Genomic DNA, 17,616 nt, shown 5'->3' on the forward strand with positions numbered 1-17,616 from the left:
TTCAGCATTATGTGACATCTAAATTACTAGGATAAAATCAATAATTGCTTATGTTCTTCCACATTAGGATTATCAAAACATCTACTCACACAATAACCTATTCCAGCACCAAACACTGCACCAACTAACATACCCGCCACAGCAGCTGCAGTAAATACTGTAATAGTAATCATTGGAGCTAAAGAAGCAGCTCCTAAAAAGTATGCCGTGACGCAACCTATCACAAAACCTATACATAAACCAGCTGTTCCACAAACGCCTATGTAGGAGTAGTTACTGTTGCTTTTATGTTTTGGATCTTCTTTGTCAACAGTAGGCCTAGGAAGTGTTGATGCTTCAGGTTTTGGTTGTTCACTATCCTCTGTTACAGATTGAGTAGTTTTTTCATCAGCTCCATCAAGAGAAATAACACCATCAGAAAGCACTTCTTCAGGTTTTGGATTTTCTACATGTGATTCAATAGTAGGTCTTGAAGTGCCCTCTACTCCCACAACAGGTTCATGTTGTGGTTTTTTAACCTCTGGTTCCGGTTGTTTCTTCTCTTCTATAGGTGCTTTAGATTGTTCTGTCTCATGAAACAACTCTCTTACACTTGCTAAAATCTCATTATCTAGATCTTGGTTTATTTTTTGTTTTGGGCTTTTAATTTCTGGTTTTTTCTGTGGTAACACTTCTGCTGGAGATTTTTTAGGTTGTTTCTCTTGTTCTTGCTGTGCTTCTTGCACTACAGGCTTTTGTTGAGGTTGCTCAACTTTTGGTTTTTCCTGTGGTAACGCTTCTGCTTCAACTCTTTGTTGTTGATGTTCTTTGATTACATTATTAACTCTAGATTGAAGTATATCTAGTGCACTGACTAACATTGCCTTGAAAGATTTTGTCCATAGTTTCTTTATATTATCATTACTTGTAGTAGGTATGGATAATTCAAAGTTGCAGAGTGTATACGCTGCTTCTTCAAGATCTGCACTTTCTAGTATATTAACTACATAATCCAAAACCTCTTTTCGTTCTTTCTGAGTTCCCGATCTTAAAACCTCTGAAATTTCCATGATAAAATCTTCATTTCTTAATAGCTTACTCAATAGCCCACTCAATAGTTTACTCAGAACAGATAAACTTTTTATCTCTAAAGTAGATAAATTTTTTATTTCTAAAGCAGATAAATTTTTTGCTTTTAAAAAAGATAAATTTTTTGTTTTTAAAATTACTTTTATAAAGTGTTCATTTTTTGATAATTCTTTAATAAGCTCTGGATTTTCTATAATTGAATTTATAAAGATTTCGTTTTTTAATAATTTTTTAGCAAGCTCTGGATTTTCTATCATTGAATTTATGAAGGTTTCATTTTTCAAGAGTTTTTGCATTGTACCTACATCTTTTGTAATATCTTCAATAACCATTTCATTATTTAGTAAATACTCTTTAAGCTCTACTGTACTGTTGCATCTTTGCCTTTTTACATGGGCAACACTTGTAGGATTGATAATACCATGCTCTATTAGTAGTGATGTTAAAATCATATTGGCCCTTACTTTTTCGAGTGAGCATTCAGTCACACCTTCCTCTGATAAATCTCCAGCAATTCTAATCACCGTTTCACAATTGAAGCGCTCATCAAGCCCTATGTGCTTTATGTTTGGAATATTGATAAGATATTGCACTACAGAAAGACGCTCTTTCAATTTTTCAATATATTTACTTTCTTCTACTTTGTTGAAATATATTATATTCCTAATAGCAATTGATTTATTTTTAATATCATACCAAGAATCTAAAATAGTTTTAGCTAACTCGAGCGATTTTTTGTCTTCATCTTTAAAGGTAGGCGTGTCATTATGTTCTTGTAAAATGTTATTTTTACTACATTCACTAAGATTACTGTTTGTTATAAGCACTTCAAATTTTCTTGTTTCCATATTCTCTCCTATTTTGGTATTATGACTAATACATATAATAATTTTACCAAAAATATTAACGTTTGTCAAGTTTCATAAGTACATACTTTCCTTTACTTAACATTTCACTTACCGTATTTATATCTACATAAAATTAGCGGTACTAAGATGACAATGACATGCAAAGAATCTATTGTTTTTTCAGGTGTTCAGCCAAGCGGTATATTGCACCTTGGTAATTACCTTGGTGCAATCAAGCAGTGGGTGGATTTACAGGATAAATATAAGTCCCTTTTTTGTATTGTTGATTTGCATGCAATCACAGCCAATAAACTTCCAGCAAGTGAATTGAAAAACAATATCTTCAAAACAGCAGCAGCTTATATCGCATGTGGAATAGACCCAGAAAAATCTATTATTTTTAATCAATCTACAGTTAGTGGGCATGCAGAACTCAGTTGGCTGCTTAGTTGTTACACACCTATCGGCTGGCTTAACCGGATGACTCAATTTAAAGATAAAGCTGGAAGTGATAAACAAAAAGCCTCTCTCGGGTTATATAGCTACCCAGTGCTTATGGCTGCAGACATATTGTTATATAAAACTAAATGCGTTCCTGTTGGTGACGATCAAAAGCAGCACCTAGAGCTTGCGCGCGATATTGCATCAGCTTTTAACAATCACTATGGGCAAGATTATTTTACTGTACCAGAAGCTTTAATTTTAAGCCATGCATCAAGAATAATGAGTTTGAGGAGTGGTACGAGCAAGATGAGTAAGTCTGATCCTTCTGATAATTCACGCATTAACCTTGATGATTCGGATGATTTAATTCTTAGTAAGATAAAAAAAGCAAAAACAGATTCAATTTTAGGCTTTGATTTCGTTACTTTGGAAGATCGTCCAGAAATAAGTAATTTGATAAGCATCTATTCTGCACTCAGCAATACAAGTGTAAAAGAAGTATGCGCAGAAATGAACAAGCATAACATGGAACACTTCAAAAAAGAATTAGCTGATTCAATTGTAAGTAGTATATCACCTATACGAGAGAAAATGAATGATCTGCTAAAAGATCAACTATATTTAAATGCAATACTAAAAAAAGGCACAGAGAAAGCATCAGAAATTGCAAACCAAAATATAAAAGAAATTAAGGATATCATTGGATTTGATCAGTGAATGATTACTCTCTTCCTTTTGTGTGGTCTGCTAGTTTTTCAAATTGTTCAACCATTTTATGTACACGATTTCCTCTTGTACTCACTTTTGTACCTGGAGAAGCTTCGCTAGTACGAGGTTTTGGCGCTAACGGAGGCTTGGTTCCACTTATCTGATTTGCTGCACCGCTCTTGTTAGAGGTATTCATATAAATTTGCTCTTTAGGCTTGTGTGTTCTTAGCTGTGGTGAAGGGGGGATTTTATTTGCCTTCTGAACATTTTTGATATCTCCTGGATAAGTTGCCCAGTTTACTTTAGGCGCCTCGAGAGGAATGTAAGCATCAAGAGTTTTCTTTGGAACTGGTGGTGGTATTGACGGCTTTGGTGGTATTATAGGCTTAGATTTTTCTTGTTGCTTAAGTTCTTTTTTTGCTTCTCTATGTTCTTTAGAAACTGTTGAATAAATCTGCTCTTCAGGCATTTCTGACTGAATACTTCTAGGAGGCTTTGTGGGCACTATTCCAACATCTCTTTCACTTCGCTCTAGGTCAGCAATTTTACTAGAAATTTCTGTATATTTCTTACTGATCTCTGAAGCAACTTCAGATGAATTTTTAGGTAAAGTCTTAATAAAATCATTCATACTATTTTCAGTTGAAGCTTCTATTTTTAATGTTTTCTTTAACCACTCAATTAACTTTCTAACCAAGCCTGATGGTTTTTTATCTATTGATCTTTTATATTTACCTAAGTCACTACCTATAACATGCTTAGCTACATTCTTTGCTGTTTGATCTGTATCTGAAAAAGCTTTTAATGCTTTTGATAGCTCCTCTACTGTTTTGTTGTATTGTTTACCAGCTTTTATTACATTTCTTGTCCTTATGGCTTCTATTAAATCATTAAGATTATTTTGATAATTTTCACTTTTAAATGGATTAATTTTTTCAGTCATATTCACTATATTTCTAATATATTAAAATATATGTTTAATATATTAAGATTTAATAAACAGGTCCATTGCAGAACTTTATTAAAAAAAGAAACAACAATAGAAAGTATTCTCTACCTAAATCAACATTAATAAAGTAGAATAGAGTCAAGTGATTGAGTAATAATTACACGTTAATAAAAAACAAGAAGATATGAAGAGCAAAAGGAATTTGTTAAGCATCTCAGATCTTACAATTAATGATGTAGAAAATATAACTAAGCTGGCTAATCAGTATCTTACCAAAGAATTGGTAAATGCTAATATCTTGGAAAATAAAACAGTAATAAATTTATTCTTTGAAGATTCAACACGTACACTCGCATCTTTTGAAATAGCAGCCAAAAGCCTTGGAGCAAACGTTGTAACTTTGCCAGTAAAATCTTCTTCTATGAGCAAAGGAGAAGATCTAAAGGATATGGTAAAAACATTAAATGCAATGAATCCTGATTACATAATAATCAGGCACAAAAGTAGTGGTATTATTAACACACTGGCTGAGCATGTTAGCTGCTCGTTAATCAATGCAGGTGATGGAAGCAGTGAACATCCAACTCAAGCGCTTGCAGATTATTTCGTAATTAGCAGTCATAAAAAGCAAATAAAGGACCTCAAAATTGTGATATGCGGCGATATTCTGCATAGCAGGGTTGCAAGATCAAATATAAGATTGCTAAAAATGTTCGGAGCGAAAATAAGCTTAGTTGCCCCACCAACTTTGATTTGCAAGAATTTTCCTGAAGTAGATTCAATACATTATTCGTTAACTCAAGGTATAAAGGATGCTGACGTGATTATGCTTCTCAGATTGCAGAAAGAACGTATGAATAATAGTTGTTTTGTTCCTTCAGAGAAAGAATATTTCCATTTATATGGACTTGATCAGCAAAAGCTATCATACGCAAAATCAAGTGCGATCGTTATGCACCCAGGACCAGTAAATAGAGGCGTTGAGGTTAGCAATGATATAGCAGATGATGTTATTTTAGAGCAGGTAGAATTTGGAGTAATCATGCGTAAGGCAATATTACATTATCTTCTATTATTTTAATAAAATATTCAGAAAAATAGGATACCATTTTTAGAATAGAAATATATTATGCTAAAAATACTAAACAAAATTCCATTATTAATTAGCTTGTCTTTTTTACTTGCTAGTTGTGGCACTTATTCTTTAATAGAAAATGCATATGTTAATTATGCACCAGAGAAGTATGCTAAATCGAGCAGACAGCCTGTCTATATAAGCACAAGTTACAATGTACATAATATATACAATTTATTATTCAATGATTTTTTAATAATAGGTGAGTCATCATTTACAGCTGAGTATGACGCAGCTGGTGATTACATTAAATACGGCAAAAAGGTTGGAGCAGATATAATAATAGCATCTTTTGAAAATATGCAAAAGGTTGAAAAATATGTTAAAACAACAGTACCAGATGAGAAAAGTGTAACAATACTTGACACAAAAAATAACAAAACTAAAAGCCAAAAAATAACTATACAAAAAGATAAAGATGTCTACATTCCTTATACTGTAACAAACTTTGACCAAGCAGTACTTTTTTTAAAAAGAGTAGATGGTGCAAAAGCTCCATGGGAATATGTTCAAAAAGATTTCGTTCTTTATCAGGGTGATAATACAGACCCATATCTAGGCAACTGGACAGGTTACAAAACATGTAGAATTGAAATATATTCTACACAAGATGAATACTTGGGTTTTATAAACGAAGCAAATAACGACTGTAAGGGAAAGCCTAAAGTAAATAAAATGCTAGCTTGGAAAAATGGAGACATAAAATTACGCATAAACAAACAATCAAAACAAGGCTTTTATTTAAATCAAGATAAGGTTCCTATACTAATTAAATCTCGAATCAACAAATTCAATAACCTTGAATTAATAGATCAAGAGACTAGCAAGGTTATAATTTCTTTTCAGAAAAATTGATTACATACATGCTAGTTTAGTGGCTAATACTACCTCTCCCAACACTTCCTGCCCGATCTTTTTGTGCATCTTCTTCAGCTTTTTTTCCAGTAAAATGGCCAAGAACTGGTTTTGTACCAGTATTTGCTTTCTCAGTAACTCCTTCACTTGAAGGTGCTGCTTTCGCTAATGGTGCTCCCTCTTTTGGCGCTTGTTTTTGTGTTCCAGAATTTAAACTTGTTATGCTGCTACTTTGCTGCTGTCCAGTTTCACCTGGAATGCTTGGTCCATTGTGTTCTTGCCCTGTTCCTTTCACTATTTCCTGTGCTTTTTCTACTACTGCACCTTTTGACAGCTCTGGTTGAGCTTCTCTCATCTTTGAATAACCTTCTTTTAGTAGCGTAACAGGGGTCTTTAAAACATTCTCTGACCACTCAGTAAGTTTACCTTTTGACACTGTATCAGCAATAACAAGAGCTGCAGCAGCTATAATACCTACTGGACCTCCGATCGAAAACCCAAGTGCGATAGAGCCTACTATAAACAAAGCTCTCTTCCAAAGTTTTGGTCTTGTGTTTTCTTTTGTACTCTTTTTATCATGAGATTCACTATTATCTTGATTAGGATTCTTCTTAGTATTCCTTTCATCCAATTTGTGACTACCATATGCTAAAATTCCTATGGCCACAGCAGCACCTATAGGTCCACAAAGAACTCCAGCAATAGCAGTAGTAGTTATTGCCGTTCCTACCTTTAATACTTGTTTTGTTCTTCCCCATAATCCAGTTTTTTTACCCTCTTCTTCACTATTTGTACTTTTAGGCATTTTCAATCCTCAATCATTAACATATTAACCATATTAAGATCAAGATATTAATGATCGATTAATATTGGTGTTTATTTTAATAAATATTATTAATGATTAAGGGTTTATATTTTGTCCTATCATCAAAATAATTGTTTCGTAGTGAAGCTATACTTAACTTACGCTATCGCTCTCTTGGGCTATAGGAATAGGTTTATAATTTATCACTACTGTTTTTGCAATTTTATCATAAAAAGTTTGTTTGCGTTGGTCAAATATCGCAAGCGATAAAATCAAGATTGATAAAATTGAAAACAAACCAGAAATACTAGACAATATAGAAACTATAAAAGAGAAAACTATCCAAGAAAAACTTCTTGCTACTGCTTGCATTAGAGTAACATTTTCAAATGTATTTGCGTTTTTTATATACATACCGCACAACAGTTTTCCTGGAGTACCACCGAACTTCATTATCATTAATATGTTCAATACTAGATATAATATAAATAATGTTACGATAAAAATTGCTGCGTTGGTAGTTGCTGTTGCATCTATGTCCCGAGCTATTTCAGAATTAAGTAAGTAATCATAAGAACTGTCCATATTGTCTGATGATGCAGGAAATGCGGATAGAGAAAATGCTAAAACAATTGCTATTACCATCCACAAAATATAGTCAATTAGAGCCGCTACAGTACGTCTTCCAATTCCAACATAATTTACTTTAACATCCATATACCCTCCATATATGATTATCTAATATACCACATCAACAATTAAATAATCGTAAAATTGATTGCTTGTGTCACTTTGTTATTTAAATTAACATTAAGTCATTTGTGATCAGGAAATTTATGTCTACACCAATTACAGTTGCATATGGTGACGGTATCGGCCCAGAAATTATGGAAGCGACGCTATCGATATTACGCGAAGCAGAAGCAAAAATATCAATAGATATCATTGAAATAGGTGAGCGTATTTATAATAAAGAATGGTCTCACGGAATTTCTCCAAGTGGTTGGGAATCTATTGAAAGAACAAAAATATTACTAAAATCCCCTACAACAACTCCACAGGGTAAAGGTCACAAAAGTTTGAATGTAGCACTCAGAAAAAATTTGGGATTATATGCAAATATACGTCCATGTATATCATATTCTCCTATCATAGATAACAAATTTGGTAAGTTTGATGTTGTGATAGTACGTGAAAATGAAGAAGACGTTTATACTGGAATAGAACATAGACTAACTGGTGATTCTTACCAATGCACTAAAATTATAACTCGATCTGGTTCAGAGAAAATATGCAGGTATGCTTTTGAATATGCAAAAAAACATAGTAGGAAGAAAGTAACTTGCCTGACTAAGGATAATATCATGAAAATGACTGATGGCACTTTCCATGCAGCTTTTGATTATGTTGCAAAAGACTATCCAGATATACAGGCAGAACATTATATAGTTGATATTGGGATGGCAAAAGTTGCAACTGCACCTGAAATTTTTGATGTTATAGTAACTGAAAATTTATATGGAGATATATTGTCAGATATCGTTGCATTAACCTCTGGATCTGTTGGGCTTGCTGGAAGCAGTAATATTGGTACTGAATACGCAATGTTTGAAGCAGTTCATGGCTCTGCCCCTGATATTGCAGGAAAAAATATTGCCAATCCTTCTGGGCTTTTAAACGCTGCAGTACATATGCTTATCTACATAGGTCAAACTGACACGGCAAAGTTAGTTTACGATGCATGGCTAAAAACTCTAGAAGATGGAACACACACTGCTGATTTATATAAAGAAGGAAAGAGCAAACGAAAAGTTAGCACAAAAGAATTTGCAGAAGCTGTCATAGATAATTTAGGGAAAAAGCCTAAAACATTATCTGAACTTATAATCAGCAAAGATTTAAATGATAAAATCAATAAAGTAGAAGACAATTACGAGCAAGATTATAAGGTTAAAAAATTAGTGGGTAGTGATGTAACTATTGCCTGGAACAGATCTAGCAACTTTGACAAAGTAGCTCAATTATTTGGGTCAGATAAAATGCAAATCATAGCAATATATTCAAAAGGGCTAGCTATTTGGCCAGGGAATCCAAAAGTTGTCAGTGACCAGGTTACTTGCAGATTTATTGCTGACACAAAACAAAATATTACGAATAGTGATGTAAATAATGTACTTATCAAATTTGAGGAAAATAACTTCGATGTTGTAAGAATGGATAAGTTATATTTATATGATGAGAAAGAGGGATTCTTTTCTTAGAATATCAACTATTTTCAAAATTTAAGTGATTAGTCTAATGTCATTATTTACTTCTGAAACCTGCGTTAGAAAGCTATTAATTTGAGAAGGTATTAATGATATTAGTGCTCCATAACCTACAATTTCTGCTGGCTTAGGAAGCCATCCACATAAGTAACCTTCAGGGTGAAACTTAGCTTGCATAGCGACAAATTTTTGTGCAAAATTTGGCACTATTTCACTTATTTTCCTACATTCTCTTGCAAATTCAACCAGTGCGCCTCTGCCTCTATTATCACTGATTTCAATCATAGTAAAAAATTGATCAAAATAGCATAAAAGATCTTCATTTGTTATTGTGGATATAATACCTTCAATTTCCTTTACATATAACGCAAGTTTATGTGCTTCTTTACGATCTTCAAAACAAAGATCAACAAGCGTATCGCAAAACTTATCTCTCGTAATACTTCTTACTTCTCCCAATAAAGATTGTATTTTTTCTTGGCAATGCACTCTCTTGACTGATTCAGCAGGTTCTGTTATCCCTAGAATATTATTTATTACAGATTTTTTATCACAACCAAGTAGAAATGTATAGTAACCCATAGATAGAGTGAACAGTAAAAATATAGCAGGAAGTAAAAATGGAGTGAGAACGCTCTGTGATGCAGGAAAAATAAACCAGACAGCAGTTGCTATGGATACAGCTAAAAATAGCCCGAACAAACCTAGTTGTACTTTTCTTCTATAATTTTGATCAATAACTGAGTGTACGCCAATAGACACTATATCAACCATTATCTATACCTCACTAAATAATTATGCTGATTTAATAATGACACAATTATGAGAAAAATGCAATATTGTTAATATATTAATAACTAAGCATTCCAGAACATGTTTAAAATCTTGAAAAAAGCAAGATAGACTAAATCTCTTTCAAAACCTAATGTTTATTATTCCAGATTTTAAATTCCGGTAAAATCTCAAGCCGAAGTGTTTTCGCCTATTTCTATTAAAGAGGTTGCTAATAAGTATATCTGAATGTAATATTTAGTTAATATCTATAAATAAAACAATCAGAATGAACAATACTTATAATGCTGACTCGATAAAAATATTAAGGGGCCTTGATGCCGTAAGAAAACGTCCAGGTATGTACATCGGTGATACTGATGACGGATCTGGCTTGCATCACATGGTGTATGAAGTTGTTGATAATGCAATAGATGAATCTTTAGCTGGATATTGTGATAAAATTGAAATTAGCATTAATGAGGATGGATCAGTATCTGTGAGTGACAATGGTCGTGGCATTCCAACTGATATTCATGAAGAAGAGGGAATATCAGCAGCAGAAGTGATAATGACTCAACTCCATGCCGGCGGTAAGTTTGATAACAATACCTATAAGGTTTCCGGTGGTCTGCATGGTGTTGGAATTTCAGTTGTGAACGCACTATCAAGCTGGTTAGAGCTCACTATTTGGCGTAATAAGAAAGAACATTTCATTCGTTTTGAAAATGGTGATTCTATGCAGCCTTTAAAAATAGTAAATGAAAATACAAATAAACGTGGTACTAAAGTCACATTTATGCCATCAACTGAAACTTTTAATGGCATTAACTTTAGTTTCTCAACTCTTGAAGGCCGCATAAGGGAATTAGCATTTTTAAATTCGAATATCAGTATTAATTTACGTGATTTGCGTAATAAACCACCTACAGAATCTCATTTCAATCAGACTGACCAATCTGGGGGAAATTTTGGTACAGCAAATTTTGTACAGTATTTAGATAAAAATAAAACACATGTAACTAAAATTGCAAGCATAAAAGGTAATGAAGAAGATCTTGGTATAAGCCTAGAAATATCAATGGAGTGGAATGATTCCTACTATGAAAATATGCTATGTTTTACAAATAATATACGGCAACGCGATGGTGGCACTCATCTTGCAGGGTTTAGATCTGCATTAACTCGGTGTATCAATAATTATGCAACTAACGAAGGTTTTTTGAAGAAGGCAAAAGTAAGTTTAACTGGAGAGGATGTTAGAGAAGGGTTAACTTGTGTTTTATCCATTAAAATGCCTGATCCTAAATTTTCTTCACAAACAAAAGACAAGCTGGTTAGCTCAGAAGCACGTGCAGTCGTGGAAAGTATCGTTTCTGATAAATTAGGTACAATGCTTGAAACTGACCCAAAATTGGCAGCAAGCATTGTAGAAAGAGCAATTAGATCAGCAAAAGGTAGAGAAGCTGCACGAAAGGCACGTGAATTAGTAAAAAGTAAAAACAGTATTGATATTGCAACTCTTCCGGGAAAGCTTGCTGATTGCCAGGAGAAATCTCCAGCATTATCAGAGTTATTTATAGTAGAAGGTAATTCAGCAGGCGGTTCCGCCAAACAGGGTCGTAATCGCAAAACACAAGCTGTACTTGCTTTAAAAGGAAAAATTCTCAATGTAGAGCGTGCAGGTTTAGACCGTATTTTTTCATCTGCAGAAATTGGTTCTCTGATTACTGCAATTGGCGCTGGCATAGGAAGTGAACATTTTGATGTTGAAAAAGTTAGATATCACAAGATTATTATAATGACAGATGCAGATGTTGATGGATCACACATCAGAACTTTGATTCTAACATTTTTCTTTCGGCATATGCGTGAAATAATTGACAAGGGATATTTATATATAGCGCAGCCGCCGCTCTATAAAGTTACAAAAAATGCTAAAGATACTTATATCAAAGATGATGAAAGTTTTAATGATTATATAGTAAATTCAGCAGTTAAGAGGCTAACACTGACTGGTGCAGCGGCTGGATTCGACGATTTGCAATTCATTTTGAATAAATGCCTAGATATTTCAAATATTAGTAAAAATTATGACAGAGAAATACCACAAAATTTGTTGGAGTCGTTGATAATTTTAAGCAGAAAGAATGCCCTATCTTCTGATGAGATATCAAAGCATTTAATGTTAATGTATGGTGAATACACTTGGGAAGTTGAAGTAAAAGATGAAGAAAGAGAGGTTCACATTTCTAAATTGTTTCAAGGATTGGCGGACAAATATATCTTTGCGCTTAGCATGCTTGAAAGTAAAGAAATACAAAATATACTCAGCTCTCTTGATGGCATAATTGGCTTGTTTAATGGTGACTCGTTTTTAAAATCACAAGAAACTGAGATAAAAATTACATCTCCGAGTGCGCTTGCAAAATTAATTATGGATTACGGTAAAAAAGGATTAACCCTGCAGAGATTTAAGGGTCTTGGTGAAATGAATGCTGATCAACTGTGGGACACTACATTAAATCCTGAAGCTAGAACTTTGCTACAAGTTGAGATAAAAGATTGTGAAGCAGCTGATTCCATATTCTCGATATTGATGGGTGATATAGTCGAACCACGCCGTGATTTTATTAACAACAATGCGCTCAATGTGCACGATGTGGATATTTAATTTTGAAACTCATTTCAGGAATTTCTAACCACGATATAGTATTAGTTTATTGTCTTTTATAGTGAAGTGAAAATACCTCAAAAAACTCATTCCAAGTAGAGAGTGAGACATAGAATGGGTGTTCACACTAGCTTGTACATCGTTAATGAAAAAATTTCCTATTTTAACCTGAGGGATGTGTACTACTCCGGCACGTATTTGGCCTTTTGCAGTTTCGTATATTTTGAAATCCTGAATATCTTTTAGATTAATACCAGCATGTAATGCATCTTTTTGCGAAAGAACAATATCGCTCGCACCAGTATCAAGTAAAAACGTTATATTGCGGTCATTAACTTGAGCCTGAATATAAAAATGCCCGTCATACGATTTTGTGAATTCAACACTTCCGCTATTTTGAATTCTCCCTTTAGATGGTAAAAAAGTACTGAGAAATCTGTGATTTAACTTATCTCTTTGCGAATCAATCAGCATTGCAGTAATAACTATTATTAGCAACCAAATAGCTAGATTTTTTGCTGCGTTCATATTGTTAAAATTTGAAGCTATTAAAATAAATTTTCAAGACTAGCATTAAAAGTTGTTATTAATAATAAGTAAATTTTATTGTTTTAGCGCAATATCTAATATATACTTTAAGAAGATATATTCGTCTTAAATTTTATGTCAGAAGCAAAAAATCTAATCTTGGCAGCTATCCTCTCAATATTAATTATGGTCTTTTGGCGTATCATTCATGATAACTTTCTTACTGTAGACCAAAACCAGCCATCAATCGAAAATATTGAGCATATAGAATCTTTTAATGATCTTCCTTCTATAATACACCAAGATCGTTCCGAAATTATTAATTCCACTCGAGAACAAAGGGTTAGTTTGTATAATCACACACTTAAAGGGTCAATTTCTTTAAAAGGTGCAAGGTTTGATGACTTGATTTTAACTAATTACCACTTAGAACCGAATTCTTCTTCTCCGCAAGTAGTGCTGCTATCACCTGCAGAATCAAAAGATGTATATTTCGCAGAGTTTGGTTGGCTTGATCCTAGTAATAAAATTAAAGTTCCAGATTCCAGTGCAGTTTGGCAAGCTGATAGATCTCAGCTCACTAATCAACAAGAGGTAAATTTATTTTGGGATAATAAGAATGGAATTTTATTTAAAATGAAAATTAGCCTCGATAATAACTACATGTTTAAAGTTGAGCAAATTATTGAAAACAATACGAAAGATAATGTGGTTTTAGTTCCTTACGGTAGAATTAACCGCAAACGTGATAATATTAATGAATCTTTTTGGATATCGCACGAGGGAGTGCTGGGTGCATTTGATAATAAATTAGAGGAGTGGACATACAAGAATATTGCCAAGAAGCATCTAGTAAAAGCAAGTACAAGTGAAAAAAATTGGTTTGGTTTTGCTGATAAATATTGGCTTACAGCTATTATACCCGACAAATCTGAGAAAATAAATGTAAGCATTAAACATACAAATGTTAATGATGTTGATAAATTTCAAGCAGACTTTGTTAAGTCTTATAAGACCATACTCCCTGGCACAAGTGCTTCTAATGTGAATCATTTTTTCGCTGGTGCAAAAAAGTTGAAATTACTGGATTCTTATAAGGATAGCCTAAATATACCTTTATTTGACAAAGCTATAGATTTTGGTGTTCTTTATTTCATAACAAAGCCTGTATTTCTATTACTTGAATATTTCAACTTCGTTTTAAAGAATTTTGGCCTTGCAATATTATTGCTAACTTTGGTTACCAGACTTCTTATGCTTCCTTTATCTAATAAGTCATATGTTTCAATGTTTAAAATGAAAAGCCTGCATCCTGAGTTAACTCGCATAAAAGAGCTATATAAAAATGATAGTATGAAACAACATAAAGAGACTATTGCGTTATACAAGAAAAACAATATAAACCTAACATCGAACATTTTTCCTATATTAATACAGGTTCCAGTGTTTGTTGCTCTATATAAAGTATTGTTTGTGACTATAGAAATGAGACATGCACCTTTTTATTTATGGATTAAAGATCTTTCAGCTTCTGATCCAACAAACATTTTTACATTATTTGGGCTATTTAATTACAATTTTCCTATTTCTATAGGCATTTTACCTATAATCTATGGAGTGACTATGATAATTCAACAAAAGTTAAGTGAAAAAGATCAAGTCAAAAAGGATGATATTCAAGTAAATGGTATGAAGTTTTTACCTTATATTGCTGTTCCTTTCATTTCTTCCCTTCCTGCTGGATTAGTGATATATTGGATATTCAGTAATATCATCACATTAATACAACAATCATTAATAAAATTGTCTTTAACGAGAAAAGTGGGAGCGAATGTCGAAAATACTAATAGTTAGTTCAATTTATTATACTGAAATAGCGAATCTTTTGCTTGAAGGTGCAGTTGATAAGTTCAAAAAAAATAACATTGATTATGATATAATGGAAGTCCCTGGTGCATTTGAAATACCCTCTGCAATTCTTTTTGCAGCTAAAAGTAGACTTTTTTCGAAACTCGCTTGTGAGAGGCAAGTGCTAGGAGCACACGGAACGGAAAACCGGAGTGTATTCGATATACATGAGGATTTGAGCACCGAAGCAACAACGCAATTGCCCACAGAAGTAGAGTTTCGAAAGCAGTCTAGTGGGAGGATTCATTATGATGGTTATTTAGCCCTTGGATGCGTAATTCGAGGTGAAACTGATCATTATGAATATGTTTGCAAAGGAGTGATCGAAGGTTTAAATGGAGTTGTTATGCGTTATGCAATACCACTTGGTATGGGAGTCATTACAGCAGATAGCGAAGATAAAGCACTAATTAGAGCAAGTAAAGATAAAAAGAACGTTGGCGGCCATGCAGCCTCAACTGTTTTACATATGATAGATTTATACAATAAATTAAGATAATGGAGGAAAAACCTGTAGATAAAAAGTTGCGCACAAAAAGAAGTGCAGCAAGATTTTTTGCAGTACAAATTGCTTATTCAAATATATTAATAGATTATAGTAAAAACTCCTTAGAGTTAAATAATTACGTAAATAAGTTGATTAGTGTATTCGAGTGCGAGGAGTTTGACCATAAATTCTTAAATGAGTTATCAGATAAAATCATTACTAATAGTGAAGAATACGATCAAATAATAGAGTCTCACTTGCACTCAAGTTGGTCTCTGTCAAGGTTAAATCTTATAAGTTTATCTATTTTGCGTGTTGCAGTATGTGAGTTGATTAATTATGACACACCAGTTCCAGTTGTTATTAACGAATATACTAACATTGCATCTGAACTACTTGATAAACCGAGCGAAATTGGTTTTATCAACGGATTGTTAGATAAAGTGAAGGATAAAATTAAACCCAACAACGATCTCTTATAATGCAAGAAAGAAAGGGAAATAGCTTAGAGCTATTTCCCTTTTCTGAACTACCATCTATAAGCACCCGCTCGCACAACTACATCTGCTAGATCTCCTAGAACTCTCACAGCTTCCACAACACCAGCTCCCCCTATAGCCCCAACTACACCTACTGCTACAGACTTAAGTGCTGTACCTATACCATAACCATTAGTTAGTATTGTAGTGGATTCCTTCACTGCCTTATCAACTGATGTTGCAGCAATTTCCTCTGGTGTTTCATGAACTGATGTTGGAGTAGGTTCCTCTTGTATTAATGGGCAGCAAATTGCCACATGTTGCAAATCATGTAATGGTACTCGATAATCACTAAGATGGCAAGGATTTGGCGCAAATGTCTGATTATCATACTTCCTGACATTAAATACAGTACAACCATGTGTAGGATCATTTTGACTAACTGATGTTGGGGTGGATTCCTTCTCCGCTTTATCAACTGACACTGCAATATCTTCTGCTACCGTGTCACTGGTTTGTGTTGCAAGAGTTTCATTAAATAGTACTCGAATAGATTCAACTGCATCTTCATCAACTACAGCTTCAATAGTACCATTAACTGCTTTTGAAGCAGCTTCATAAGCTATACCATTAACATAATGTGCTGTAGTACTTTTCCATGGAAAAAGATTAAAAAACCTGTCTTTCATCGACAAACTAATCGATGTACTTCCAAATTCTTCGCTTGGATTTGCAATACCAAAGCCTACCTTCTCTTTCTCATGGAAAGCGTTAAACATATTCAATGCTATATCTAATTCACTTTGCACAACATCTTTCGGGCTGTCAGGAAGAATAGGTAATAAACTTGGAGCATAACCACCGCGAGCATTACCAACACCAGTAGAATTACTCGTAAGATGCACATTATTGTTAGCAGGGTTAAATAAATTTAGAATATAAGGTAATATTGTAGCTACAGCTCCCAATCCATATACAGATCCAATTACAGCTACAGCTTTTTGCTTTTTACTCAACCATCCACTTTCTTTTTGTTTAGACGCATTTTTTTTTCTTTTAGGTCCATTAGGTTTATTTTTTGCTTTCCCATTAACTAATATAGTTTCTTGGGATTGTGTATCAGTCTCTATAGCAGGTTTAACTAAAGCATCATCAAAGAATTTATCAAGATGCATATCACCAACATCTACGTCTTCTGCTGCTCTTTTTGCTTTACGTTCTTCGTGCATCCATGTGCTATACTCATCAGAATTAATAATGTGTTCAATCTTAGCCTTTATCTCTCTGCTTTGTTGAACTAGTTGAGCGTCTTTTTTAGAAATAGTGTTATTTAGACCTTCTATTTCTTTTGTTTTGTCAGCTAGTTTAGCTTCTTGTTTAGAACGAGTGTAGTTTATAATAATTGCTGCACTTGAAAACATAGCAACTCCAAATGAAGCTATAATCAAAGCTCCGATTAGCGGAGTGCCAAGGCTTACAGCAAAACCTGCAATTGGAGCCAAGAACGCAAGACTAGGGGATGCAGCTAATATTCCAAACGCTATACCTGATGGGATAGCTAAACCACCCAATATATAATAGGGTACGTTATTTTTTTTATTCTTTTTTACCATGCTTTACTCTCCTCAAAGTTAAATTATTTTATTCTAGTTAATAATAAGATTAAGAAAATGGAAATAGCTTAAAGCTA

At 33.5% G+C, this 17,616-nt stretch carries 14 protein-coding genes and 2 pseudogenes; 9 read left to right on the forward strand and 7 right to left on the reverse strand.

Translation table 11 applies throughout. The annotated features are described in order from the left end of the window. Positions 1–26: 26 nt before the first annotated feature. Positions 27–1,916 carry a hypothetical protein gene (locus ASM33_RS04775; protein ID WP_110410152.1) on the reverse strand — a complete coding sequence of 630 codons (1,890 nt, stop codon included), beginning with the start codon at positions 1,914–1,916 and terminating at the stop codon, positions 27–29. A gap of 153 nt (positions 1,917–2,069) precedes the next feature. Between ASM33_RS04775 and trpS the strand changes: the two genes are divergently transcribed. Beyond that, entirely contained in the window at positions 2,070–3,077 is a 1,008-nt protein-coding gene (gene trpS / locus ASM33_RS04780) for a tryptophan--tRNA ligase (RefSeq protein ID WP_110410582.1), read from the forward strand. 4 nt (positions 3,078–3,081) lie between these two features. Here the strand turns inward: trpS and ASM33_RS04785 are convergent, their stop codons facing one another. Beyond that, positions 3,082–4,011, reverse strand: a complete 930-nt coding sequence (locus tag ASM33_RS04785; RefSeq protein ID WP_110410151.1) for a hypothetical protein — start codon at positions 4,009–4,011, stop codon at positions 3,082–3,084. A 190-nt stretch (positions 4,012–4,201) separates the two neighbouring features. On the opposite strand from ASM33_RS04785, the gene ASM33_RS04790 reads away from it, so the two are divergent. Continuing rightward, entirely contained in the window at positions 4,202–5,098 is an 897-nt protein-coding gene (locus ASM33_RS04790; RefSeq protein ID WP_110410150.1) for an aspartate carbamoyltransferase catalytic subunit, read from the forward strand. 48 nt (positions 5,099–5,146) lie between these two features. Next, entirely contained in the window at positions 5,147–6,007 is an 861-nt protein-coding gene (locus ASM33_RS04795) for a hypothetical protein (protein ID WP_110410149.1), read from the forward strand. Between the two features lie 16 nt (positions 6,008–6,023). Here ASM33_RS04795 and ASM33_RS04800 read toward each other — a convergent pair whose 3' ends face one another. Together ASM33_RS04800 and ASM33_RS04805 are read right to left on the reverse strand one after the other, a co-directional pair. After that, on the reverse strand, positions 6,024–6,812 hold the full coding sequence (locus ASM33_RS04800; protein ID WP_110410148.1) for a hypothetical protein: 789 nt from the start codon (positions 6,810–6,812) through the stop codon (positions 6,024–6,026). 153 nt (positions 6,813–6,965) lie between these two features. Then, positions 6,966–7,529, reverse strand: a complete 564-nt coding sequence (locus ASM33_RS04805; protein ID WP_110410147.1) for an RDD family protein — start codon at positions 7,527–7,529, stop codon at positions 6,966–6,968. A gap of 119 nt (positions 7,530–7,648) precedes the next feature. Between ASM33_RS04805 and icd the strand changes: the two genes are divergently transcribed. Then, positions 7,649–9,073 (forward strand): isocitrate dehydrogenase, encoded by a 1,425-nt coding sequence (icd, locus tag ASM33_RS04810; protein ID WP_110410146.1) that lies wholly within the window; start codon positions 7,649–7,651, stop codon positions 9,071–9,073. 21 nt (positions 9,074–9,094) lie between these two features. Here icd and ASM33_RS04815 read toward each other — a convergent pair whose 3' ends face one another. Continuing rightward, positions 9,095–9,853 (reverse strand): hypothetical protein, encoded by a 759-nt coding sequence (locus tag ASM33_RS04815; RefSeq protein WP_237342881.1) that lies wholly within the window; start codon positions 9,851–9,853, stop codon positions 9,095–9,097. Between the two features lie 286 nt (positions 9,854–10,139). Between ASM33_RS04815 and gyrB the strand changes: the two genes are divergently transcribed. Beyond that, positions 10,140–12,524 (forward strand): DNA topoisomerase (ATP-hydrolyzing) subunit B, encoded by a 2,385-nt coding sequence (gyrB, locus tag ASM33_RS04820; RefSeq protein WP_110410145.1) that lies wholly within the window; start codon positions 10,140–10,142, stop codon positions 12,522–12,524. A 24-nt stretch (positions 12,525–12,548) separates the two neighbouring features. Here gyrB and ASM33_RS04825 read toward each other — a convergent pair whose 3' ends face one another. Further along, positions 12,549–13,052: a TIGR02281 family clan AA aspartic protease gene (locus tag ASM33_RS04825; protein WP_110410144.1), complete on the reverse strand. Its 504-nt coding sequence runs from the start codon at positions 13,050–13,052 to the stop codon at positions 12,549–12,551. 135 nt (positions 13,053–13,187) lie between these two features. On the opposite strand from ASM33_RS04825, the gene yidC reads away from it, so the two are divergent. From yidC to nusB, 4 genes and pseudogenes are all read left to right on the forward strand, one after another. Beyond that, the gene (gene yidC, locus ASM33_RS04830) at positions 13,188–14,906 is read left to right on the forward strand and encodes a membrane protein insertase YidC (protein WP_110410143.1); all 1,719 of its coding nucleotides are present in this window, start codon (positions 13,188–13,190) and stop codon (positions 14,904–14,906) included. Then, positions 14,884–15,051: pseudogene (locus tag ASM33_RS08875) on the forward strand (6,7-dimethyl-8-ribityllumazine synthase); the annotation flags it as partial. The gene yidC and the pseudogene ASM33_RS08875, both read left to right, overlap by 23 nt. A gap of 147 nt (positions 15,052–15,198) precedes the next feature. Beyond that, positions 15,199–15,459: pseudogene (locus ASM33_RS08880) on the forward strand (6,7-dimethyl-8-ribityllumazine synthase); the annotation flags it as partial. Further along, on the forward strand, positions 15,459–15,929 hold the full coding sequence (gene nusB, locus ASM33_RS04840) for a transcription antitermination factor NusB (protein ID WP_110410141.1): 471 nt from the start codon (positions 15,459–15,461) through the stop codon (positions 15,927–15,929). The pseudogene ASM33_RS08880 and the gene nusB, both read left to right, overlap by 1 nt. Before the next feature lie 47 nt (positions 15,930–15,976). Here the strand turns inward: nusB and ASM33_RS04845 are convergent, their stop codons facing one another. Continuing rightward, the gene (locus ASM33_RS04845; RefSeq protein WP_110410140.1) at positions 15,977–17,539 is read right to left on the reverse strand and encodes a hypothetical protein; all 1,563 of its coding nucleotides are present in this window, start codon (positions 17,537–17,539) and stop codon (positions 15,977–15,979) included. Between the last annotated feature and the right edge of the window lie 77 nt (positions 17,540–17,616).

Source organism: Wolbachia endosymbiont of Folsomia candida, assembly GCF_001931755.2.
In the GTDB taxonomy this organism is placed as follows: Bacteria; Pseudomonadota; Alphaproteobacteria; order Rickettsiales; family Anaplasmataceae; genus Wolbachia.

What these genes read in the sequence shown, in the direction of transcription:
- ASM33_RS04775 (WP_110410152.1), bottom strand. Translation starts at nt 1,916, where the DNA reads ATGGAAACAAGAAAATTTGAAGTGCTTATAACAAACAGTAATCTTAGT.
- trpS (WP_110410582.1), top strand. Translation starts at nt 2,070, where the DNA reads ATGACATGCAAAGAATCTATTGTTTTTTCAGGTGTTCAGCCAAGCGGT.
- ASM33_RS04785 (WP_110410151.1), bottom strand. Translation starts at nt 4,011, where the DNA reads ATGACTGAAAAAATTAATCCATTTAAAAGTGAAAATTATCAAAATAAT.
- ASM33_RS04790 (WP_110410150.1), top strand. Translation starts at nt 4,202, where the DNA reads ATGAAGAGCAAAAGGAATTTGTTAAGCATCTCAGATCTTACAATTAAT.
- ASM33_RS04795 (WP_110410149.1), top strand. Translation starts at nt 5,147, where the DNA reads ATGCTAAAAATACTAAACAAAATTCCATTATTAATTAGCTTGTCTTTT.
- ASM33_RS04800 (WP_110410148.1), bottom strand. Translation starts at nt 6,812, where the DNA reads ATGCCTAAAAGTACAAATAGTGAAGAAGAGGGTAAAAAAACTGGATTA.
- ASM33_RS04805 (WP_110410147.1), bottom strand. Translation starts at nt 7,529, where the DNA reads ATGGATGTTAAAGTAAATTATGTTGGAATTGGAAGACGTACTGTAGCG.
- icd (WP_110410146.1), top strand. Translation starts at nt 7,649, where the DNA reads ATGTCTACACCAATTACAGTTGCATATGGTGACGGTATCGGCCCAGAA.
- ASM33_RS04815 (WP_237342881.1), bottom strand. Translation starts at nt 9,853, where the DNA reads ATGGTTGATATAGTGTCTATTGGCGTACACTCAGTTATTGATCAAAAT.
- gyrB (WP_110410145.1), top strand. Translation starts at nt 10,140, where the DNA reads ATGAACAATACTTATAATGCTGACTCGATAAAAATATTAAGGGGCCTT.
- ASM33_RS04825 (WP_110410144.1), bottom strand. Translation starts at nt 13,052, where the DNA reads ATGAACGCAGCAAAAAATCTAGCTATTTGGTTGCTAATAATAGTTATT.
- yidC (WP_110410143.1), top strand. Translation starts at nt 13,188, where the DNA reads ATGTCAGAAGCAAAAAATCTAATCTTGGCAGCTATCCTCTCAATATTA.
- nusB (WP_110410141.1), top strand. Translation starts at nt 15,459, where the DNA reads ATGGAGGAAAAACCTGTAGATAAAAAGTTGCGCACAAAAAGAAGTGCA.
- ASM33_RS04845 (WP_110410140.1), bottom strand. Translation starts at nt 17,539, where the DNA reads ATGGTAAAAAAGAATAAAAAAAATAACGTACCCTATTATATATTGGGT.